Here is a 19504-nt window from a genome sequence, read left to right on the forward strand (position 1 = left end):
AACCGAGGTTGGTTATAGAAAGAGCGATTAGCTCATGTTGAATCTGACGAGATAAAATATCTCATTGTGGATTTTGCAAGCAAAATCCGTACTCACTCGTTGTTCAGTTTTCAAAGATCAAACCTGCATCATGTCTTGCTTTTGTTCTTACTTTGCTTCACCACCGCGTCTCAGCGGCGACTTTTATAATATATCATCTCTTTTTGAAATTTGCAAGAGTTTTTTTAAAATCTTTTTTTTCGAGCAAATCCTTCAAAAAGGAACGAAAATTAATTTACCATGAATATAGAATAGAGTCAATACTTTTTGCTCATAATATTTATCTTTTATTGTTTGCTTTGAGGAACACGCCCTCTGCGGGCATATTTGGATAGTTCCTTAGCGGGTGCAAAACGGGCATACATGCGAAAGATTGTCTTATACCGAAGCGCTATTGCATAACGAATATCCTGATCCAATCGGGTATCACTCATGTCAAGCAGCATTTCATCGAGTTCCTTACGAAGAACGTAGTCCAGTTCCTTGCATTCTTTTTCGTTAAACAGCATTCCCAGCATATGACCATACTCCCTTATCAGCATATTATATAGTACTTATATTTGCTCAAACATTGTTCCAATCTTTACCTGTTTTTAAACTCAACTGCTAAGGTTTCATACTTCATGAGATTCATTCCCACGCTTTTTCTTTAAGCTCTCCCCTTTGTTATGTTCAATTTTCAGTAAATATATAAATAAACGGCCATAATATTTTAATGCGACAATAAGCGATAAGTTATGCCACTCTCTATTGCGGCTGCGATAAGCAGCAAAATGACGGACCATATGGACACTGTGAGCGTCTGTTTCATAAAGGCCTCCCACGTTTGGCCGTTTGCTTTTCGTTTTAGCCCCATGCTTGAGCCTATTGTAGACATTACTTTAACTCCAAACTTCAACCCAAAGGCGCAAGCGATAATTAGAACAGGCAATTCAATCACACCGTGAGGAAGTAATCCTTTTACAACAACCTCATACATACTTCTTCCCATATCTGTCTGCAAATGCACTACAAATCCTAACACCATCCCATTCACAATCAAAAATATAAACGGCACGATTCCAAATAAAGCCCCTACAAATATAACTAGCACACACTTGATGGCATTATTGAAAAAGATAAACACAAAAAAGCTCCATTGAGGATGATCAGACTGCTGCAAACGTTGAGCTACTCCTCCCAAGCCTTCTATTTGTTGAGCTAGCATGGATTGGATAGCGCCTGTACTTAACCAGCCCATCACAATACTTATGCAAAAAAGAAGTGTAGAAACTAAAACTAGCCGTCTTGTCGTGTATAGATCATGAAAAAATGCTTTTAATCCCATTCGATGTTTCCCTCCTGTTAGTCCATTGGCATAATTGACAACCCCCGGCATAGCTTTAAGTAAACAAGCACTTCTAGGATGAAAGGGGCATTATTATACTATGAATTCTTTTTTCTATGTTTTGAACGGTAAAAAAATCAAACGGTTTTTTATCGTCATAGCTGCGACCGTCTTTGCTATTGGGGTCATTTATGTAGAAACTGATAATGTTACCGTTTTTTCCGAGGAAGCACCGACCGCTGTTTATAGTGTACCCACTGAAAAAAAGCTGATCGCTCTCACCTTTGACATTAGCTGGGGCGATAAGCGCACTGCTCCTATTTTAAAGGTACTTGAGGACAAAAAAGTGACAAAGGCTACCTTTTTTCTTTCTTCCCCGTGGAGCAAAACACATCCAGAGCTTGTGAATCAGATTAAAGACAGTGGATTTGAGATTGGAAGTCATGGACATAAACACGAAAATTATAGCAGCTTAAGCGACGAGGACATTCGCAAACAAATTTCAACGGCCCACACCACACTAACGGAACTGACCGGACAAGCGCCGAAATTAATTCGTATGCCTAACGGGGACTTTGACAAAAGAGTCCTTCAGGTGGCAAGCACTTTAGGCTATAAAACCATTCAATGGGATACTGACTCCTTGGATTGGAAAAATCCTGGTACTCAGGTCATTATCGATCGTGTTGTAAATAAAGCACATCCTGGTGACATCGTTCTTCTTCACGCCAGTGATTCCTGTAAACAAACTCATGAAGCACTGCCGGTTATTATCGACAAATTGCGTGCACAAGGATATGAATTCGTAACGGTATCTGAACTTCTACAACAGGGTACAGTAAAAGGCAAAGAGGTTCGTGATCAGGCCATGGGCCTTTAAGGAGTTATTTTACATCGTTCTCAGCAAAAAACCAAAAGCCGATCGACATATTTCTTCTCACTCATTCGCATACTATCCACATTCATGATGAAGGAGGAATACGGCCATGAATTGGACTCGTTTGCGATTTGTCAGCATGATATGCGTACTGGGCGTTGCACTAAGCGGCTGTGGCTCGGATCAGAGTTCTGCATCTCCCCAGAACAGTTATAAAGAGACGAAAACGATGGTAGTCGATATCTTAAAAAGTGATGATGGAAAAAAAGCCATAGAAGAGGCTTTGACTGGGCAAAGCAGTTCCTCCAAGGATGGGCAATCCGGACAAAGTGGTGAAGGAAGCGGGGGTGATGAAGGTTCTGGTGGGAGTTCTGGTGGAGCTTCGGGTGGCAGCATGGGAATGAAGATGCTTATGCCTACGCAATCAGCTGAGCAGATGAAGATCGCAGTCAAGGATACTTTGATTTCACCCGAGTATAAAAAAGAAATCGAAAAAATCATGACTGATCCGCGTTTTGCCGGAGAATTTGCTAAAGCTATCAATAGCCAAAACAAACAGCTTCATATGCAGCTTATAAAGGACCCATCTTATCAAAAATCTATTGAATCCATGCTCAAATCGCCAGAACTGACCAAGATGTACATGGACCTGACTAAAACCCCTGAATATCGCAAACAAGCGATGACCGTCATGCATGATGCAATGCAAAGTCCGATTTTCCGACTTGAGGTTATGAATTTACTCAAAACCGTCGTACAAGAGGAGCTTCAACCCAAGGTTGAGAAAAAAAGTGGTGGCGGCTCAAGCGGTGGCAAGCAAGGTGGCGGGGAAGGCACTAGTGATGGTCAAGGTGATCAAGGAGGAGGCCAATAATAAAAAGGCTGGTTACGCGACCAGCCTTTTTTTCTTATTCAGATTCAGCATGTAACGCTGTAATTTGAGCTGCGATATCGTTATAAATAGCACCCGTTGCCGATTCAGATTTATATACGGAAGGCGAAAAATCAGCTTCTGATGGATGATTATCCGGAATCCCCAATGGAATTTGGGCCAGCAGTTTGGTATGGAGGGTATCGGCCAGCATAGCCCCTCCCCCGCGGCCGAAAACATAATCCTTCTCACCGGTAGAGGATACATAATAGGACATATTCTCCACCACGCCAATGACCTTATGATCCGTTTGAAGTGCCATGGCCCCTGCTCGTGCTGCTACAAAGGCAGCCGTCGCATGAGGGGTGGTGACAATGATTTCTTCACTCTGCGGAATCATTTGATGTACGTCAAGCGCTACATCTCCGGTACCCGGTGGTAGATCGAGGATCATATAGTCCAGCTTGCCCCATTGGACATCGCTAAAGAACTGTCTGAGCATTCTTCCCAGCATGGGACCTCTCCAGATGACGGGATTGTTCTCCCTGACAAAGAAGCCCATAGACATGAGCTTAACACCAAATCTCTCCACTGGCTGAATAATCCCTTCTTCTACAGAAGGAACGTCCTCTACCCCAATCATATCCGGTACACTAAACCCATAAATATCGGCATCGATCAAACCGACACGTTGGCCTTGCCTAGCCAAAGCAGCCGCCAAATTTACAGCTACAGTTGATTTCCCTACACCACCTTTTCCGCTCGCAATGGCAATAAACCGAACTCCAGATGATGGATCAAGCAGCTCATGTTGTTCCATTCCAGCAGCATGTCCCTTGGTCAAAACCGGGTCAGCCGCTGCCTCGGAATCATCTTCTGTTTGAATAGCGGATCTTTCATGCTCAGAGGCTTCCCGAATACGAATATGAACGTGTCTCAGCCCCGCCTCTTCCAACGTCTGACGGATTTCCCGCTCCAAATCTGCCCGCACCCCTTCCTCCGTATTCAAACTAACCACGGTCAAGGATACGCGTTCTTCCTTCACAACAACATCCCGAATAAAATGAAGATCAACCAGACGACGGCCCGTGTGAGGCTCTCGTACCTGTTGAAGTAGCTCTATAACCTGCTCTCTAGATTGCATGAATAATCAGCACCTCTGCTTCAGTGAATTTACGTAGTTGTAAACAATTACAGTATACCACTATCTGGCTTTAGGTGCTGACGATGTCACCTTCTCCCCGGCGCTATAACGCAAAATTCCTTTATAGACGGATGCTGCCACCTGTCTCTGATAGGTTACATCACTCAATCGCCGGGCTTCCTCAGGATGGGATAAAAATCCGACCTCTACGAGGGCTGTTGGCATTTTGAGGGCCTTTAACAAATACACTGTGTTCACGGTCTTGGCCACTCTGTCCGTATTTTCCAGATTGCGCTTGATCTCCTCCTGAATAAGGGAAGCCAAATTTTCATTATCCTCATGGTTGGGAACATAAAAGGTTTGAGCTCCACTCCAACGACTGGAGGGGATGCTGTTCATGTGAATGCTCAAAAAAAGGTCCGCTTTATGCTCCTCAATCATGCGCACACGTTGTTTGAGATCCTCTGTTTTTCTTCTGGCATAGCCTTTGGTTTCTGGCAGCGCCAGATCACGGTCATCCTCACGTGTCATGACGACAACAGCTCCTGCTTGTTGTAAGTAATCCCGCAAATAAAAGGCAATCGCCAGATTAATGTCCTTTTCAATGACACCCTCTTTGCTAACTGCCCCTCCATCAGGCCCTCCATGTCCTGCATCTATAGCAATGACTTTACCCGCGAGCGGAAGACTCCAATGGGTCCAGGCTCTCGAAGCAGGTATCTCATACAAAGTCAGCACAACAAACAGAACGGCAAGACAACAGCCCAATAGCATTTTTTGCAGCGTCCGATAGCGGATCCACAGTGTAACCTGGTGTTTACGATTATTTTTTTGCATAACAAAACGCCTCCGTCCTATACAGATACTAATGATCTATATGGGACGAGGCGTGTAAATAGTACAACTCAGGAGTGAACAAATTCTTTCATGCCCTCTATCAGCACTTGGGCGACTTCTGGTCGTGTAAACTCAGGCGGCGGGCATACCCCGGAGCGTAACAATTCCCGTACTTTGGTGCCCGAGAGCGTCAAATGGTGCTCTTTGGGATGAGGACAGGTTTTGCTTGAAGCCATATTCCCACAACGGGTGCAATAAAAGCTGTGTTCGAAGAATAATGGAGTAATTGCCAGCTCCTCAGGAGTAAAATTCCTGAAAATTTCCTGCGCTTCATAAGTACCATAATAGTCTCCTACACCGGCGTGATCTCTTCCAACAATAAAATGAGTGCAGCCATAGTTTTTCCGCACAATAGCGTGGAAAATGGCCTCTCTCGGGCCAGCATATCGCATGGCAGCAGGAAACACACCCAGAAAAGTCCGTTCCGCCGGATAATAATGGTCCAGCAGCACCAGGTAGCTCTTCATGCGCACATCTGCTGGAACATCATCTGACTTGGTTTCACCCACGAGCGGATTGAGAAATAGTCCATCAACAATTTCCATCGCACTTTTCTGGATATACTCATGCGCACGGTGTACCGGATTACGCGTTTGGAAGCCGACTACTGTTTTCCAGCCCTTTTCAGCAAAATAATCGCGTGTCTGTGCTGGTGTGTAATAAAAATCGCTAAATTGCGCAGGCTCAGGTCGATTCAGTACTTGCACAGAGCCTCCCACATAGGTGGCTGGTCGATCCAGCAGTTTTTTTACGCCAGGATGAGCCGAATCATTCGTTTTGAATACACGTCTGGCTTCCTCGGCTTGATCAACCTGATAAATACTTTCAATATCAAGCACTGCATAGATGGTTCCGTCTGTTTCACCTACCAAAGCGACCTGCTGACCCACGTTGAGTTCACTGGCAATGCTCTCCGTAATTGCAAGTGTAATGGGAATACTCCAGACTGTACCGTCGGCAAGACGCATATCCTTAACGACCGACCGATAATTAGACTCGTTCATAAATCCGGTCAATGGGGAGAACGCCCCCACCCCAATCAAATCCAGGTCAGAAATAGTCCACGAGTTTACCCGAATAGGAAACAATTCACGTGCAGCCTGCAAAAGGGCTTTTTGCTCCGGTCCTGTGATGATTCTATCAACTAGTGTTCCGCCATGCGGAAGAATTGCAGTCATAACGAACTCCCTTTCCATTCATAAATATGATTCACAGCTAATGAGCACATTTTTATTGATGGAGCCCGCATTCCGTTTTCTCATTGCCTGACCAGCGCCCCGCACGAGGATCTTCACCCGGCAGGACCTGACGTGTGCATTGCTCGCATCCAATACTTGGATAATTCCGGTCATGCAGTGGATTATAAAACACTTTATGAGTATGGATATAATTCCACACATCTTCTGATGTCCAGCTCGCCAGCGGATTGAATTTAACAAGTCCAAATTTCTGGTCATACTCTACCTTTTTGGCATTCGCACGGGTAGGAGCCTGATCGCGGCGAATGCCGGTAATCCATGCATCGTATTGAGATAAAATCCGTGTCAGCGGCTCAACTTTGCGTATGCCACAGCAAGCGTTGGGATCTGATTTCCACAACTCCTCTCCATGCTTAGCCACTTGCTCTTCGGGAGTAATTAAGGGAGATACTCGAACAAAATCCAAGTTATATTTAGCCTTGATCTGATCTCGTGTTTCGTACGTTTCTTGAAAATGAAAGTCAGTGTCCAGATAAAAGATGTCGGTGGAGGGGCTAACTTTTTGCAGCATATCTACAAGTACTACATCTTCCGCCCCAAAGCTGCAAGCAAAGGTGAGATTAGGGAATGTCTGAACAGCATACTGAATAATCTCCTCGGGCGCCGCTTCTTCCAGCTCCACTGCCTTGACCTTAATCAATGCTTCTTTCTCCAATAAGTTCATTATTAATGCGCCTCCGTCTGAAGATTCATAAATGAGTATCATGTTTATAAAGCCGACTAAACTAATAAGAATAAATAAAGTATAAAACTTTCATACTCATTGTCAATCCACAGTAATGCGCTCTGATATAATCATTTTTCAGTCTGAAATCAGCAAGAACGTTGTTCTGTCAGCATTCTGTAACCCTATCCCTTGTATTCGACCAGGCTCTTTGACTTTATATAAAATATTCTTATAGCCTCTTAAAAAGAAAGAACATGTTGTCCCTAACTCATAAAGTTAGTTTACAACACGCCCTTATTAACAGTTAAATCCCCATTACCTCTAATACATACTTTGTACCAATGAAAGGAATTCCTTTTGTATCTCTCCAATTAAAGTGATTACGAGTATATTAATTGTCTGCTGATTTTGCAGTGCTCAGACGCTCCAGTTTCCCACGAGCCGGTCCATGACCAAAATTAGACTAATGGCTTCATTCACAAATCCATCATGCCTGGGACCCATGTTTGATGGCTAGAAGCTATCTCTCAGTGATAGTGAACACAAGGCAGTCTGAGTTTCCCCCAGTTATCGTGGTCAAATCGATGAGAAGTAATCCTGAGGAATTGAATGCTGAGCGACAGGCAAGCCACTACAAGTAGCATAAGGCATTTATAAGCAATAAAATTGGAATGGATGAGCGAAGCTATGTTCTTGATACTTAATCCTTGCCTTACTTAAAAGTGACGTACAAATCAAAGGGAAGGGGAAATAACACATGGGGGCAAACAGCCTCAATGAACAAACGGCTGCTAAATTTCAAAATACATTGAGCTTTAATTTAAGATCAAATGTGGTCAAAAATGATACGGTCATAGGCATTTTTAACATAAAAAAGACCCCCAACCAATTGGTTGAGAGCCTTTGAACGTTGATAATTAACGTTTCGAGAACTGTGGTGCACGACGAGCAGCTTTGAGACCGTATTTTTTACGTTCTTTCATACGTGGGTCACGAGTCAGGAAGCCTGCTTTTTTCAAAGCTGGACGGAATTCCGGATCTGCTTTCAACAGAGCACGTGAAATACCGTGGCGAATTGCGCCTGCTTGACCAGAGATACCACCGCCATGAGCGATAACGAGTACGTCATAGCTACCAATTGTTTCTGTCAGGTTCAATGGTTGTTTAACAATCAGTTTGAGTGTTTCCAAACCAAAATATTCATTAATGTCACGCTTGTTGATGACAATGCGTCCTTCACCCGGTACGAGACGAACACGAGCTACCGAATGTTTACGACGACCTGTCCCATAGTATTGTACTTGTGCCATGAAACTGTCCTCCTTTTAATTATCCGCGAAGTTCGTAAACTTCAGGTTTTTGTGCTGCATGTGGATGCTCAGTGCCTCTGTAAGCCTTCAGTCTCAGCTTCATTTTTTCGCCTTGACGAGTTTTAGGAAGCATACCGTGAACAGCCAATTCCAACATACGTTCAGGTTTGTTTTTAACCATCTCTTGTGCAACTGTTACTTTCAAACCACCTGGGTGCATGGAGTGACGGTAGTATTTCTTGTTCTCCATTTTTTTACCAGTCAATACGATTTTCTCTGCATTGATTACAACAACGAAATCACCTGTGTCCACATGTGGTGTGAATTGTGGCTTGTGTTTACCACGAATCAACGCAGCTGCTTCGCTTGCCAAACGACCGAGCGTTTTTCCTTCAGCATCGATGATGTGCCAGTTACGCTCAACTTCATTTGGCTTAGCCATATACGTAGTACGCATGAAAAGTTTCCTCCTTAAGTTCATTAACAGAAATCGTCATTTATCTTCGTTCGTTAACTTGCTACATTATTGATGGATTAGATGTTGCTTTAATGTGATCATCTTAATTGGGGCTGTGGGAAAGCCATTAAGAAAACACAACTTTCATATTACAGGATAACCAGCAAATTCGCAAGGGAAAAATCAATGTTTTTTGATGTTTTCCTCATACTCCACACTCCAGAGAGTTAAAGCATGTCCTACCGCTGTAGGTCCTGCCTTTGAACGATTTTTCGCCTCTAAAATAAATGGAATATCATCAGCTGATTTCTTTCCTTCTCCCACTTCGAGCAAAGTTCCCATAATAATCCGAACCATGTGCTGCAAAAATCCGCTACCTGTAATATAAGTATGAATAATTCCCTGATCATCCGAGCCCGGACGTGAAAAGGAATGGTCTACCGTCATATAGGCTTCGTAAATTGTACGAACATGATTCGTCTTCTGGGAACGTCGGGATGCAAACGAAGTATAGTCAAAGGTCCCCACTAAATGTGCCAGTCCCTGCTCCATTGCTTGTACATCTAATTTTGTTGGGTGATGCGCCTGTGTACGACGGTGAAAGATGTCTGGAAATCGGTTAGCATTAATGCTGTACCGATAAGTCTTCCGCTTCGCCATGCGGCGCGCGTGGAAAGACAACGGCACCTCTCTCGCATCCGTAACAATAATATCGCGGGGCAACCACGCATTTAGGGCAAGGCACCAACGTTCAATAGGAATAGGCGACTCGGTATGAAAATTAAATACTTGCCCATATGCATGTACACCGGCGTCTGTGCGACCGGAACCTGTGATTTTAAGACGTTCCCCTGTCAATGAACATATAGCACTCTCCAGATAATCCTGAATCGTATTGCCACTGGGCTGAGTCTGAAAACCATCATACTCGGTTCCGTCGTAGTTCACTTTCATGCACAAGTTCCGCACATTTCTTCACACCTTTACAGGGTAATCTCTGGGTCTATGAGGATTAACCGAACATAGCAAAGGAGAAGTCCCTCCGGACTTCTCCAAGAGAAAAAAAGGGTTGTTCAGAATCAAACTGATTCTGTCCACCCTTCCCTCATCTTCGCCTGTCTACGCGCGGTCAACCAATTCCAGATATACCATTGGAGCAGCGTCGCCACGACGAGGTCCCAGCTTCAAGATACGAGTGTATCCACCTGGACGCTCATTGTAACGTGTAGCCAATTCGCTAAACAGTTTTTGGATTGCATCCTGCTCACCATCAACAGTTTCACGGCGAACGAACGCAGCTACTTGACGGCGTGCGTGCAGATCCCCTTTTTTCGCTTTGGTGATCAGTTTTTCAGCAATAGAACGAACTTCTTTTGCTTTAGCCTCAGTAGTTTGGATACGCTCGTACAAGAACAGATCGGTTACCAAATCACGAAACAAAGCTTTACGGGCACTGGAGTTACGGCCCAATTTTTGGTATGCCATGTAATTTCCCCTCCTTCACAAAAACGTTGCTGTCTATTCTTCCGTACGAAGTCCTAAACCAAGTTCCTCAAGCTTCTCTTGTACTTCTTCCAAAGATTTGCGGCCCAAGTTGCGAACCTTCATCATATCTTCTTCAGATTTAGTCGTGAGTTCTTGTACCGTATTGATACCAGCGCGCTTAAGGCAGTTATAGGAACGGACGGAGAGATCCAGCTCTTCGATCGTCATTTCAAGAACTTTTTCTTTCTTATCTTCTTCTTTTTCGACCATAATTTCCGCATCTTTTGCTTCGTCCGTGAGACCCACGAACAACATCACATGCTCGGTCAAAATTTTGGCTCCAAGGCTCACTGCTTCCTCAGGTCGAATACTTCCGTCAGTCCAAACCTCAAGTGTCAGCTTGTCATAATTCGTAACCTGGCCGACACGCGTATTTTCTACGCCGTAGTTCACGCGTGCAATCGGAGTGTAGATGGAGTCGACGGGAATGACGCCGATCGGCTGGTCATCACGTTTATTCCGATCCTGCTTAACGTAACCGCGACCACGATTGGCAAAAATACGCATGTGAAGTCTCGAACCCGGTCCGAGAGTAGCAATGTGAAGATCCGGATTAAGAATTTCCACATCACTATCCGCACGGATATCTCCTGCCGTTACAACTCCTTCGCCTTCCGCATCGATTTCGAGTACCTTCTCTTCATCCGAGTGGATTTTAAGCGATAAAGCTTTCAAGTTCAGTATGATCTCCGTTACGTCTTCCTTCACACCGGGAACCGTTGCAAACTCGTGCAGAACCCCATCGATCTGAACCGATGTGACTGCTGCCCCCGGTAACGAGGATAACAGAATACGGCGAAGCGAGTTCCCCAGCGTCGTACCGTATCCGCGTTCCAGCGGTTCTACTACGAATTTTCCATAGGTGCCATCATCATTGACGTCGACCGTCTCAATTTTCGGCTTTTCGATTTCTATCACTGCAATATCCCTCCTTCAAAACGTCGCTCCTATATGAAACATTCACCTTAACCATAGTCAATCATGCAGTATACCTAAACATCTATTCTTGGCAATTCATGCCAGATCTATACTACACGCAGAGGAGAAATCTCATTAGACGCGACGACGTTTTGGAGGACGGCATCCGTTATGAGGTACCGGAGTTACGTCTTTAATCAGGTTAACTTCCAGACCAGCAGCTTGCAAAGAGCGGATTGCTGCTTCGCGGCCTGCGCCTGGTCCTTTAACCATAACTTCGACAGTTTTCATGCCGTGTTCCATTGCAGCTTTAGCAGCAGTTTCTGCGGCCATTTGCGCTGCAAATGGAGTAGATTTACGGGAACCGCGGAATCCCATGCCGCCTGAGCTTGCCCAAGAGATTGCGTTACCGTGTGGATCTGTGATCGTAACGATCGTGTTGTTGAACGTGGAACGGATGTGTGCCACGCCACTCTCGATATTTTTACGGTCACGGCGTTTTGTACGTACAACTTTTTTCGGTTTAGCCATTGAATGTTATCCTCCCTTCTTATTTCTTTTTGTTCGCTACAGTCCGACGAGGACCTTTACGAGTACGGGCATTGGTTTTAGTACGTTGTCCGCGAACAGGCAATCCACGACGGTGACGAACACCACGGTAGCAGCCAATCTCAGTCAGACGTTTAATATTCAAGGAAATTTCACGACGCAGATCGCCTTCTACTTTAACTTCTTTGTCGATCGTTTCACGTAATTTGCTCACTTCATCTTCAGTCAAATCACGAACACGCGTGTTTGCACTGATGCCTGTTTCCTTCAAAATTTTCTGAGAAGTCGTTTTACCGATTCCGAAAATGTAAGTCAAGGCGATCTCAACGCGTTTGTCACGTGGTAAATCCACACCAGCTATACGAGCCATTTTACGCTACACCCCCTTCTATTAACCTTGTTTTTGTTTGTGTTTCGGATTTTCGCAAATAACCATTACAGTCCCTTTGCGGCGAATGACTTTGCATTTCTCGCAAATGGGTTTTACAGAAGGTCTTACCTTCATGTTGATTACCTCCTCCAAGCTTTACCCTGGTAAAACTCGCTTCGTGAACATTCACATCGTTTTGCCGAGCAAAACAAGTTTTTTTAAATGACGTACGTTTAATAAAAACCTGCATGAATTACTTGCGGTACGTTATACGGCCTTTAGTTAAATCGTAAGGCGATAACTGTACAACCACCTTGTCGCCTGTCAAAATACGGATAAAGTGCATCCGCAGCTTTCCGGAAACATGAGCAAGAATTTGGTGACCGTTCTCCAGCTCTACCTTGAACGTAGCGTTTGGCAGTGGCTCGATTACCGTACCTTCAACCTCAATGACATCTTCCTTGGCCAAAGTCAGTCTCCTTTCTCTTCAGCTTGGTATTCGGACGAGTCCAGGAAAGTTTTCACTGCATGACGCAGCTTTCCGTTCGTCACCCGACCGCTTTCGTTTAAACTGTTTACAATCTCGCTACTAATCTTAGGCTGAGGCATCAAATGAAGAACATTTTTCTTCTTCGCTTGATCAAACTTTCGTTTATCCCCATCCGCAATATATACAAACCTGCTGTCCGCTATTGAAACGACAACCGCAATCTGTCCGGCACCTCTGCCTTTCAGAATCTTCACCAGCTGACCGATTTGCAGGTTTCCTTGCTGAATCATTCCAATCACCTACGCACTCAGTTTCGTGAAAATGTCCATGCCGTCCGTTGTGACTGTCTTCGTGTGCCCGTTATGAGCACAAGGAGCCAAGCCCACCGTAACGACCATCCAGTTGTCTTCCAGCGTCCCTATATGGCGAGAACCTATTTGAATCAACGATTCAATAGCCAGCTCAATGCCGGTTTTCAGCCTCGGTCCCTGTTCGGGAATACCACGGTTTGGATTCTCAATATATTGCCGAATGGCATGCGACATTGTAAACTGGCGAGTTTTCGCGAGGATATCGCCTTTGTTTAACTTGCGTCTGCCGGGAAATCCGTGCACCAGTTGTTCGTTGACTGAAGCGCAAATGCTAGCAGGAAAACCGTTATAACCTTTAAAAGACGGCACAGCTCCCTGACTGCGAATATACCAATCAGCTAAATGATCAAGTTTACCGGTCGTAATACCGGGCTCGATGTGTCCTGCCAAGCAATGAATCGTTTCCGTCTCCATCCTCTCAGCTTTCCTCATAAAGCTTAATTCCGTTCCCGACTTGCAAATGATCATTACAGCTAACCCCGCAACAAGGACACAATATTTTGGGAAACCACATCAATATCCTGTTCTCCGTCAATATGACGCAGAAGATTCTGGTTCTCATAAAACGTGAGGAGTGGTGCTGTTTTATTACTATATTCGTCTAGTCGTGTTCTTACGCTATCTTCGTTATCGTCAGGACGCTGATAGAGCTCGCCGCCGTCTTTATCGCAAATGCCTTCAACCTTAGGAGGATTAAAGACAACATGATAGCTAGTTCCACAACTTTTGCAAACCCGCCGTCCTGTGATTCGTGCCAACAAGTTGTCACGATCCACTTTCAGATTGATAACATCATCAAGCTTCGTGTCCAAACGGCCCAAAATTTGATCCAAGGCTTCAGCCTGAGCTAAAGTTCTTGGAAAGCCATCCAGCAAGAATCCTTTCTTGCAATCCGGCTGCTGCAGCCGCTCTTCAACAATACCGATTGTTACGTCATCTGGAACAAGTTCGCCCTTGTCGATATATTCTTTGGCTTTAATGCCAATTGGTGTTCCCTGTTTCATCGCCAAGCGAAATGCATCACCTGTCGAGATATGAGGAATGCCGAATTCCTTCACAATGACATCTGCTTGTGTACCTTTACCAGCCCCCGGAGGGCCCATGATCAAAATATTCACAACCTGTCACTCCTCAGACGACCCCTACACAAGAAACAGCACAAAAGGTGCCGGTAAGTATGCGAGCATCCTAAGCCGGAACCTATTGCCTATTTGTTGATGAAGCCTTTGTAATGGCGTTTAATCAGTTGGCTTTCGATTTGCTTCATCGTATCCAATGCAACACCGATAATAATGAGCAGTGAAGTACCGCCAATTTGCACGGAACGAGGCAAGCCCGAAAGCGAACCGAAGAATACCGGCAATACGGATATGACTGCAAGGAACAAAGCCCCTGTCATCGTCAACCGTGACATTACTCGTGTCAGGTATTTTTCCGTAGCTTTACCCGGACGAATTCCCGGAATATATCCGCCGTTTTTCTTCATGTTGTCGGCCATTTGCTGCGGATTCATCTGTACAAAGGTATAGAAGAATGTGAAACCGATAATCATTACGACATACAAAACCATGCCCAGTGGCTTGTCATAATACAAGTAAGTGGTAATCCACTTAGCCCACGCATGATCCGCCCAGAAACTCGCAATAATAGTCGGGAATTGCAGCAATGATACCGCAAAAATCACCGGAATAACGCCTGCCGCATTAATCTTCATCGGAATATGCGTATTCTGGCCACCATACATCTTATTACCAACTACACGTTTCGCATATTGTACCGGTATTTTCCGAATACCTTGCTGGATGTAGATAACACCAACAATAATCAGAATAACTACCAAGGCAATAATAATTGCTTTCAGAATATTCATGAACAGCTGATCTGCCTGAATAAACTGGGATTCTACAATCGTGCGAATATGTCTTGGAATACCTGCTGCAATCCCTGCAAAGATAACAATGGAGATACCATTGCCGATCCCTTTTTCAGTAATTTGCTCACCAAGCCACATAAGGAACGTAGTTCCTGCTGTAAGCACAATTGCAATCACCAAATAATCAGCAAAAGTCGCTCCAGGAATCATCGCTGCACCGTACAGTCGGTTAAAGCCAATCGACGTTCCGAAAGCTTGAATCAAACCCAGTATTACCGTACCATACCGTGTGATTTGAGCCAACTTCTTTTTACCATGTTCTCCTTGTTTAGCCCATTCCGCAAGTTTCGGAATCACGTCCATTGACAGCAACTGTACAATGATAGACGCTGTAATATATGGCATAATCCCGAGGGCGAAGACCGAAAACTGATACAAAGCGCCCCCTGAGAAGGTATTAAGGAGTCCGAATAACTCGCTTCCTGACTGATCCTGAGATGTAAAGACTTGCTTGTTCACGCCGGGAACCGGCACGAAGGAGCCAATACGGTATACCAAAAGTATAAACAGGGTGAACAGGATACGGGTTCTAAGATCCTCAACTCGCCATATATTTTTCAGGGTCTTGAACATTAGATCACCTCGGTTTTACCGCCGGCAGCTTCAATTTTCTCTACCGCAGATTGAGAGAACTTGTTCGCTTTAACTGTCAATTTCACAGTGATTTCACCGTTACCCAGAATTTTAATTCCGGACTTCGCGTCTTTCACAATGCCATTGTTCAGCAAAAACTCAGGACTTACTTCTGTACCTGCTGCAAAACTGTTCAGATCTTCGATATTCAAAACCGCATACTCTTTACGAGTAGGATTTACGAAACCGCGTTTAGGCAAGCGACGATACAGTGGATTTTGACCACCCTCGAACCCCGGACGTACACCACCGCCGGAACGAGCGTTTTGACCCTTATGACCACGACCAGAAGTTTTACCCGTACCACTACTAGGACCACGACCCAAACGTTTACGTTCTTTACGGGAACCTGGAGCTGGGGAAAGCTCATGTAACTTCATCGTTCGTTGCACCTCCTTGATTATTGTTAAAATACTTTGTTTCTTAAGCTTCGATTTCTTTAACAGAAACCAAATGGCTAACTTTATTAATCATCCCACGAATTGCTGCATTGTCTGGTTGAACTACTTTATGGTTGATTTTACGCAAGCCGAGCGTCTTAACAGTCGTTCTTTGAGTACCAGGACGGCCGATCAACGAACGAACGAGGGTAATTTCTAATTTCGCCATGATATTCCCTCCTTAGCCCAGCAGCTCTTCGATGGATTTGCCGCGCAATTTTGCAACTTCTTCAGCGCGTTTCAAGCGGGACAAACCTTCCAAAGTCGCATTGACCATATTCATGGAATTCGAAGAACCCAGAGATTTTGTCAAAATATCACCTACACCAGCAAGCTCCAGTACAGCACGCACTGGACCACCAGCGATAACCCCAGTACCTTCCGATGCCGGTTTCAACAGAACCCGGCCAGCACCGAACTTACCTGTAACAAGGTGAGGAATTGTTGTGCCTACGAGTGGAACGTGAATCAGGTTTTTCTTAGCATCTTCAATACCTTTGCGAATTGCATCAGGTACTTCGCCAGCTTTACCGATTCCAGCGCCTACCCAGCCGTTGCCGTCGCCCACTACTACCAGAGCACTGAAGCTAAAACGGCGTCCGCCTTTGACAACTTTAGCTACACGATTAATATTTACTACTCTTTCAGTCAGTTCCAAAGTATTCGGATCTACACGCAAGTCGTTAACCTCCTTTTGAGAAATGTCTTAGAATTCAAGGCCTGCTTCGCGGGCTGCATCAGCCAAAGCTTGAATTCGTCCATGATACAAGTATCCACCACGGTCAAATACAATGTTAGCATGACCTTTTTCTTTTGCACGTTTAGCAACGAGTTCGCCAACCTTACGAGCTGCTTCAACACTACCACCGTTTTTGATTTCGCTGCTCAGTTCTTTATCCATAGTGGATGCAGATACCAATGTTACACCAGCTACATCATCAATCAGTTGTGCGTAGATATGCTTGGAAGAGCGGAACACGTTCAGACGAGGACGTACAGCCGTACCTTCGATTTTTTTACGTACACGCAGATGTCTTCTGACACGTGCTTTATTTTTATCTTGTTTTGTAATCATCTCAAGTTTTCACTCCCTTCAGTTTGCCTTTTAAAGCTTTATACTAAGACGCACTGGGTAAAAAAGAAGTACGAAGTCTTTCCTGCAGAAAGACCGCACAAAGTCGGTAAGAAACTTATTTCTTCTTACCGGCTTTACCTTCTTTACGGATGATGCGCTCGCCTTCGTATTTAATCCCTTTACCTTTGTACGGTTCAGGTTCACGAACGGAACGAATTTTAGCAGCGTAGGCACCTACACGCTCTTTATCAATTCCGCGAACGATGATTTTAGTGTTCGAAGGAACTTCGAATTCGATGCCCGCTTCCGGTGTGATTTCAACCGGGTGAGAGTATCCAACGTTCAGAACGATTTTATCTCCGGATTTGCTTGCACGATATCCGACCCCAACCAGCTCCAGAGATTTAGAGAAACCTTCAGTTACACCACTTACCATATTGCTAACAACGCTGCGGGTTGTTCCATGCAAAGAACGGTGAAGTTTGTTGTCCGAAGGACGAGCTACATTAATTTCATTGTTTTCCACAGTAACGGACATGTCTTTGTGAAGCTCACGAGTCAATGTTCCTTTAGGACCTTTAACTGTGATCACTGTGTTGTCCAAAGTTACGTCAACACCACTTGGTACTGTGATTGGTTTACGACCAATACGGGACATATCTGTTGCACCTCCTATCTTTTAAACGTTATCTTACCAAACGTAGCAAACCACTTCTCCGCCGGCTTTGGACTGACGTGCTTCTTTATCAGTCATGATACCTTTGGATGTTGAAATGATTGCGATCCCGAGTCCACCCAGAACGCGTGGAATCTCATTGCTCTTCGTGTAAACGCGAAGACCTGGTTTACTGATTCTTTTCAAGCCTGTAATAACACGCTCGTTGTTCGCACCGTATTTCAAGAAAATACGGATGATCCCTTGTTTGCTATCTTCAACAAATTCCGCATCACGAATGAATCCTTCACGTTTCAGGATGTCGGCGATTTGTTTTTTCATTGTAGATGCAGGCATTTCTACCGTTTCGTGACGAACAGTGTTCGCGTTACGAATACGAGTAAGCATATCTGCAATTGGATCAGACATAGTCATTGTGTATAAACCTCCTTCCCAAACAGGACTTTTTACCAGCTTGCTTTTTTCACGCCAGGAATCTGGCCTTTATAAGCTAATTCACGGAAGCAAATTCTGCAGATTTTAAACTTTTGCAGCACCGAATGTGGACGACCACAACGCTCACAACGAGTGTAAGCACGAACTTTAAACTTTGGTGTGCGTTGTTGTTTGACTTTCATTGAAGTTTTTGCCACTTAGCCTGACACCTCCTAAATAGTTTCGGAGAACAGGGGTCCTTTAAATCAGACACCCAAAACGTTATGCCAACATTACTTTGCGAAAGGCATGCCCAGCTGAGTCAGAAGCTCACGGGACTCTTCGTCAGTTTTGGCAGTCGTTACGATAACGATGTCCATACCACGAACTTTATCAACTTGATCATACTCGATTTCCGGGAAGATCAACTGTTCTTTCAGACCAAGCGTGTAGTTACCACGTCCGTCAAAAGCTTTTGTTGACACACCATGGAAGTCACGTACGCGAGGAAGCGTAATGTTGAACAATTTGTCCAAGAAATAATACATACGCTCGCCACGAAGTGTTACCTTAACACCGATTGGCATGTTTTCACGCAATTTAAAACCTGCAATAGATTTTTTAGCGCGAGTGATAACTGGTTTTTGACCAGCAATCAGCTGCATGTCATTGAGAGCTGAATCAAGCACTTTGGAGTTTTGAACTGCGTCGCCAACACCCATGTTGATTACAACTTTCTCGATTTTAGGCACTTGCATCACTGTTGTATAGTTGAACTTCTGCATCAAAGCAGGAGTGATTTCTTTCAAGAAACGTTCTTTCATTCTTGTTGTTGCCATGAATCATAGTCCTCCTTTCTTCAAAAAATAATTAGTCGATCACTTCGCCTGAACGTTTTGCGATACGCACTTTTTTTCCGTTGTCCAATACTTTGTAACCAATACGAGTTACTTTTCCGCTCTTCGGATCAATGTGCATAACGTTGGAAACGTGAATCGGAGCTTCTTTCTCGATGATGCCGCCTTGTGGATTCAGCTGATTAGGCTTCTGGTGTTTTTTAATCATGTTAACACCTTCCACAAGCACACGGTTTTGACGAGGGTAAGCAGCGATAACGCGACCTTTTTTACCTTTATCTTTACCTGTAATCACCAGAACAGTATCGTCTTTTTTAACGTGCAGCTTGTTGTTGTGGGATTCCAGAACTTTTTTCACTTTTGGCATTTCGTACACCTCCTACGG

General features: G+C 44.5%; 31 protein-coding genes. 3 read left to right on the forward strand and 28 right to left on the reverse strand.

The features are described 5' to 3' along the window. Positions 1–326 precede the first annotated feature (326 nt). Both BAZ21_RS24965 and BAZ21_RS24970 read right to left on the reverse strand, forming a co-directional pair. Entirely contained in the window at positions 327–557 is a 231-nt protein-coding gene (locus BAZ21_RS24965; protein ID WP_068505581.1) for a hypothetical protein, read from the reverse strand. A gap of 194 nt (positions 558–751) precedes the next feature. Then, entirely contained in the window at positions 752–1366 is a 615-nt protein-coding gene (locus tag BAZ21_RS24970; RefSeq protein WP_068505582.1) for a stage II sporulation protein M, read from the reverse strand. A 100-nt stretch (positions 1367–1466) separates the two neighbouring features. On the opposite strand from BAZ21_RS24970, the gene pdaB reads away from it, so the two are divergent. Then, on the forward strand, positions 1467–2246 hold the full coding sequence (gene pdaB / locus BAZ21_RS24975; RefSeq protein WP_068505583.1) for a polysaccharide deacetylase family sporulation protein PdaB: 780 nt from the start codon (positions 1467–1469) through the stop codon (positions 2244–2246). 106 nt (positions 2247–2352) lie between these two features. Further along, positions 2353–3117 carry a spore germination lipoprotein GerD gene (gene gerD / locus BAZ21_RS24980; RefSeq protein WP_068505584.1) on the forward strand — a complete coding sequence of 255 codons (765 nt, stop codon included), beginning with the start codon at positions 2353–2355 and terminating at the stop codon, positions 3115–3117. A 34-nt stretch (positions 3118–3151) separates the two neighbouring features. On the opposite strand, the gene BAZ21_RS24985 is transcribed toward gerD, so the two are convergent. The 4 genes from BAZ21_RS24985 to BAZ21_RS25000 all read right to left on the reverse strand — a co-directional run bounded on the left by BAZ21_RS24985 (position 3152) and on the right by BAZ21_RS25000 (position 7078). Then, positions 3152–4258 carry an Mrp/NBP35 family ATP-binding protein gene (locus tag BAZ21_RS24985; protein WP_068505585.1) on the reverse strand — a complete coding sequence of 369 codons (1107 nt, stop codon included), beginning with the start codon at positions 4256–4258 and terminating at the stop codon, positions 3152–3154. 60 nt (positions 4259–4318) lie between these two features. Continuing rightward, complete coding sequence (cwlD, locus tag BAZ21_RS24990; protein WP_068505586.1) at positions 4319–5095, reverse strand: N-acetylmuramoyl-L-alanine amidase CwlD; 777 nt, start codon at positions 5093–5095, stop codon at positions 4319–4321. A 68-nt stretch (positions 5096–5163) separates the two neighbouring features. Further along, a complete protein-coding gene (gene sat, locus BAZ21_RS24995) occupies positions 5164–6333 on the reverse strand; it encodes a sulfate adenylyltransferase (protein WP_068505587.1) in 1170 nt (389 codons plus the stop codon). Between the two features lie 52 nt (positions 6334–6385). Further along, entirely contained in the window at positions 6386–7078 is a 693-nt protein-coding gene (locus BAZ21_RS25000) for a phosphoadenylyl-sulfate reductase (RefSeq protein ID WP_068505588.1), read from the reverse strand. Between the two features lie 760 nt (positions 7079–7838). Between BAZ21_RS25000 and BAZ21_RS29210 the strand changes: the two genes are divergently transcribed. Beyond that, positions 7839–7988, forward strand: a complete 150-nt coding sequence (locus BAZ21_RS29210; protein ID WP_176718216.1) for a hypothetical protein — start codon at positions 7839–7841, stop codon at positions 7986–7988. A gap of 10 nt (positions 7989–7998) precedes the next feature. Here the strand turns inward: BAZ21_RS29210 and rpsI are convergent, their stop codons facing one another. The 22 genes from rpsI to rplX form a co-directional block, all read right to left on the reverse strand. Further along, on the reverse strand, positions 7999–8391 hold the full coding sequence (gene rpsI / locus BAZ21_RS25005) for a 30S ribosomal protein S9 (RefSeq protein WP_007432554.1): 393 nt from the start codon (positions 8389–8391) through the stop codon (positions 7999–8001). Between the two features lie 19 nt (positions 8392–8410). Continuing rightward, complete coding sequence (gene rplM / locus BAZ21_RS25010) at positions 8411–8848, reverse strand: 50S ribosomal protein L13 (RefSeq protein WP_068505589.1); 438 nt, start codon at positions 8846–8848, stop codon at positions 8411–8413. 183 nt (positions 8849–9031) lie between these two features. Next, positions 9032–9817 carry a tRNA pseudouridine(38-40) synthase TruA gene (gene truA, locus BAZ21_RS25015; RefSeq protein ID WP_025715672.1) on the reverse strand — a complete coding sequence of 262 codons (786 nt, stop codon included), beginning with the start codon at positions 9815–9817 and terminating at the stop codon, positions 9032–9034. Between the two features lie 150 nt (positions 9818–9967). Beyond that, positions 9968–10333 (reverse strand): 50S ribosomal protein L17, encoded by a 366-nt coding sequence (gene rplQ, locus BAZ21_RS25020; RefSeq protein ID WP_007432557.1) that lies wholly within the window; start codon positions 10331–10333, stop codon positions 9968–9970. A 33-nt stretch (positions 10334–10366) separates the two neighbouring features. Continuing rightward, entirely contained in the window at positions 10367–11311 is a 945-nt protein-coding gene (locus tag BAZ21_RS25025; protein ID WP_007432558.1) for a DNA-directed RNA polymerase subunit alpha, read from the reverse strand. Between the two features lie 135 nt (positions 11312–11446). Then, positions 11447–11842 (reverse strand): 30S ribosomal protein S11, encoded by a 396-nt coding sequence (gene rpsK / locus BAZ21_RS25030; RefSeq protein WP_007432559.1) that lies wholly within the window; start codon positions 11840–11842, stop codon positions 11447–11449. 19 nt (positions 11843–11861) lie between these two features. Then, positions 11862–12230: a 30S ribosomal protein S13 gene (gene rpsM / locus BAZ21_RS25035; RefSeq protein ID WP_007432560.1), complete on the reverse strand. Its 369-nt coding sequence runs from the start codon at positions 12228–12230 to the stop codon at positions 11862–11864. 21 nt (positions 12231–12251) lie between these two features. Then, the gene (rpmJ, locus tag BAZ21_RS25040) at positions 12252–12365 is read right to left on the reverse strand and encodes a 50S ribosomal protein L36 (protein ID WP_003322638.1); all 114 of its coding nucleotides are present in this window, start codon (positions 12363–12365) and stop codon (positions 12252–12254) included. A gap of 118 nt (positions 12366–12483) precedes the next feature. Next, positions 12484–12699 carry a translation initiation factor IF-1 gene (infA, locus tag BAZ21_RS25045; RefSeq protein ID WP_006212898.1) on the reverse strand — a complete coding sequence of 72 codons (216 nt, stop codon included), beginning with the start codon at positions 12697–12699 and terminating at the stop codon, positions 12484–12486. A gap of 2 nt (positions 12700–12701) precedes the next feature. Further along, positions 12702–13010, reverse strand: coding sequence for a KOW domain-containing RNA-binding protein (locus tag BAZ21_RS25050; protein WP_068505590.1), 309 nt, complete (start codon positions 13008–13010; stop codon positions 12702–12704). Positions 13011–13019: 9 nt separating this feature from the next. Beyond that, complete coding sequence (locus BAZ21_RS25055) at positions 13020–13559, reverse strand: M24 family metallopeptidase (protein ID WP_068505591.1); 540 nt, start codon at positions 13557–13559, stop codon at positions 13020–13022. A 5-nt stretch (positions 13560–13564) separates the two neighbouring features. Beyond that, positions 13565–14209 carry an adenylate kinase gene (locus BAZ21_RS25060; RefSeq protein WP_068505592.1) on the reverse strand — a complete coding sequence of 215 codons (645 nt, stop codon included), beginning with the start codon at positions 14207–14209 and terminating at the stop codon, positions 13565–13567. An 89-nt stretch (positions 14210–14298) separates the two neighbouring features. Next, positions 14299–15597: a preprotein translocase subunit SecY gene (secY, locus tag BAZ21_RS25065; RefSeq protein WP_068505593.1), complete on the reverse strand. Its 1299-nt coding sequence runs from the start codon at positions 15595–15597 to the stop codon at positions 14299–14301. Further along, entirely contained in the window at positions 15597–16037 is a 441-nt protein-coding gene (rplO, locus tag BAZ21_RS25070; RefSeq protein ID WP_007432565.1) for a 50S ribosomal protein L15, read from the reverse strand. Before rplO ends, secY begins: the two co-directional genes overlap by 1 nt. Before the next feature lie 43 nt (positions 16038–16080). Continuing rightward, entirely contained in the window at positions 16081–16266 is a 186-nt protein-coding gene (rpmD, locus tag BAZ21_RS25075) for a 50S ribosomal protein L30 (protein ID WP_007432566.1), read from the reverse strand. A 12-nt stretch (positions 16267–16278) separates the two neighbouring features. Beyond that, on the reverse strand, positions 16279–16776 hold the full coding sequence (gene rpsE / locus BAZ21_RS25080) for a 30S ribosomal protein S5 (RefSeq protein WP_007432567.1): 498 nt from the start codon (positions 16774–16776) through the stop codon (positions 16279–16281). Between the two features lie 27 nt (positions 16777–16803). Continuing rightward, positions 16804–17172, reverse strand: a complete 369-nt coding sequence (gene rplR, locus BAZ21_RS25085) for a 50S ribosomal protein L18 (RefSeq protein WP_007432568.1) — start codon at positions 17170–17172, stop codon at positions 16804–16806. Positions 17173–17287: 115 nt separating this feature from the next. Then, positions 17288–17830, reverse strand: a complete 543-nt coding sequence (gene rplF / locus BAZ21_RS25090) for a 50S ribosomal protein L6 (RefSeq protein ID WP_068505594.1) — start codon at positions 17828–17830, stop codon at positions 17288–17290. A gap of 33 nt (positions 17831–17863) precedes the next feature. After that, complete coding sequence (rpsH, locus tag BAZ21_RS25095) at positions 17864–18262, reverse strand: 30S ribosomal protein S8 (protein ID WP_007432570.1); 399 nt, start codon at positions 18260–18262, stop codon at positions 17864–17866. A 32-nt stretch (positions 18263–18294) separates the two neighbouring features. Then, positions 18295–18480, reverse strand: a complete 186-nt coding sequence (locus BAZ21_RS28275; RefSeq protein ID WP_013312154.1) for a type Z 30S ribosomal protein S14 — start codon at positions 18478–18480, stop codon at positions 18295–18297. Between the two features lie 75 nt (positions 18481–18555). Further along, positions 18556–19101 carry a 50S ribosomal protein L5 gene (rplE, locus tag BAZ21_RS25100; protein WP_007432571.1) on the reverse strand — a complete coding sequence of 182 codons (546 nt, stop codon included), beginning with the start codon at positions 19099–19101 and terminating at the stop codon, positions 18556–18558. A gap of 31 nt (positions 19102–19132) precedes the next feature. Further along, positions 19133–19486 (reverse strand): 50S ribosomal protein L24, encoded by a 354-nt coding sequence (gene rplX / locus BAZ21_RS25105; protein WP_007432572.1) that lies wholly within the window; start codon positions 19484–19486, stop codon positions 19133–19135. Positions 19487–19504 lie beyond the last annotated feature (18 nt).

It is taken from the genome of Paenibacillus kribbensis (assembly GCF_001705305.1).
Taxonomy (GTDB): Bacteria; Bacillota; Bacilli; order Paenibacillales; family Paenibacillaceae; genus Paenibacillus; species Paenibacillus kribbensis_B.

Excerpts from the sequence above, each read along its gene's own strand:
- BAZ21_RS24965 (WP_068505581.1), bottom strand. The coding sequence starts at position 557 with ATGCTGGGAATGCTGTTTAACGAAAAAGAATGCAAGGAACTGGACTAC.
- BAZ21_RS24970 (WP_068505582.1), bottom strand. The coding sequence starts at position 1,366 with ATGGGATTAAAAGCATTTTTTCATGATCTATACACGACAAGACGGCTA.
- pdaB (WP_068505583.1), top strand. The coding sequence starts at position 1,467 with ATGAATTCTTTTTTCTATGTTTTGAACGGTAAAAAAATCAAACGGTTT.
- gerD (WP_068505584.1), top strand. The coding sequence starts at position 2,353 with ATGAATTGGACTCGTTTGCGATTTGTCAGCATGATATGCGTACTGGGC.
- BAZ21_RS24985 (WP_068505585.1), bottom strand. The coding sequence starts at position 4,258 with ATGCAATCTAGAGAGCAGGTTATAGAGCTACTTCAACAGGTACGAGAG.
- cwlD (WP_068505586.1), bottom strand. The coding sequence starts at position 5,095 with ATGCAAAAAAATAATCGTAAACACCAGGTTACACTGTGGATCCGCTAT.
- sat (WP_068505587.1), bottom strand. The coding sequence starts at position 6,333 with ATGACTGCAATTCTTCCGCATGGCGGAACACTAGTTGATAGAATCATC.
- BAZ21_RS25000 (WP_068505588.1), bottom strand. The coding sequence starts at position 7,078 with ATGAACTTATTGGAGAAAGAAGCATTGATTAAGGTCAAGGCAGTGGAG.
- BAZ21_RS29210 (WP_176718216.1), top strand. The coding sequence starts at position 7,839 with ATGGGGGCAAACAGCCTCAATGAACAAACGGCTGCTAAATTTCAAAAT.
- rpsI (WP_007432554.1), bottom strand. The coding sequence starts at position 8,391 with ATGGCACAAGTACAATACTATGGGACAGGTCGTCGTAAACATTCGGTA.
- rplM (WP_068505589.1), bottom strand. The coding sequence starts at position 8,848 with ATGCGTACTACGTATATGGCTAAGCCAAATGAAGTTGAGCGTAACTGG.
- rplQ (WP_007432557.1), bottom strand. The coding sequence starts at position 10,333 with ATGGCATACCAAAAATTGGGCCGTAACTCCAGTGCCCGTAAAGCTTTG.
- rpsK (WP_007432559.1), bottom strand. The coding sequence starts at position 11,842 with ATGGCTAAACCGAAAAAAGTTGTACGTACAAAACGCCGTGACCGTAAA.
- rpsM (WP_007432560.1), bottom strand. The coding sequence starts at position 12,230 with ATGGCTCGTATAGCTGGTGTGGATTTACCACGTGACAAACGCGTTGAG.
- rpmJ (WP_003322638.1), bottom strand. The coding sequence starts at position 12,365 with ATGAAGGTAAGACCTTCTGTAAAACCCATTTGCGAGAAATGCAAAGTC.
- BAZ21_RS25050 (WP_068505590.1), bottom strand. The coding sequence starts at position 13,010 with ATGATTCAGCAAGGAAACCTGCAAATCGGTCAGCTGGTGAAGATTCTG.
- BAZ21_RS25055 (WP_068505591.1), bottom strand. The coding sequence starts at position 13,559 with ATGATCATTTGCAAGTCGGGAACGGAATTAAGCTTTATGAGGAAAGCT.
- secY (WP_068505593.1), bottom strand. The coding sequence starts at position 15,597 with ATGTTCAAGACCCTGAAAAATATATGGCGAGTTGAGGATCTTAGAACC.
- rplO (WP_007432565.1), bottom strand. The coding sequence starts at position 16,037 with ATGAAGTTACATGAGCTTTCCCCAGCTCCAGGTTCCCGTAAAGAACGT.
- rpmD (WP_007432566.1), bottom strand. The coding sequence starts at position 16,266 with ATGGCGAAATTAGAAATTACCCTCGTTCGTTCGTTGATCGGCCGTCCT.
- rplR (WP_007432568.1), bottom strand. The coding sequence starts at position 17,172 with ATGATTACAAAACAAGATAAAAATAAAGCACGTGTCAGAAGACATCTG.
- rplF (WP_068505594.1), bottom strand. The coding sequence starts at position 17,830 with ATGTCCCGTATTGGTCGTAAACCAATCACAGTACCAAGTGGTGTTGAC.
- rpsH (WP_007432570.1), bottom strand. The coding sequence starts at position 18,262 with ATGACTATGTCTGATCCAATTGCAGATATGCTTACTCGTATTCGTAAC.
- rplE (WP_007432571.1), bottom strand. The coding sequence starts at position 19,101 with ATGGCAACAACAAGAATGAAAGAACGTTTCTTGAAAGAAATCACTCCT.
- rplX (WP_007432572.1), bottom strand. The coding sequence starts at position 19,486 with ATGCCAAAAGTGAAAAAAGTTCTGGAATCCCACAACAACAAGCTGCAC.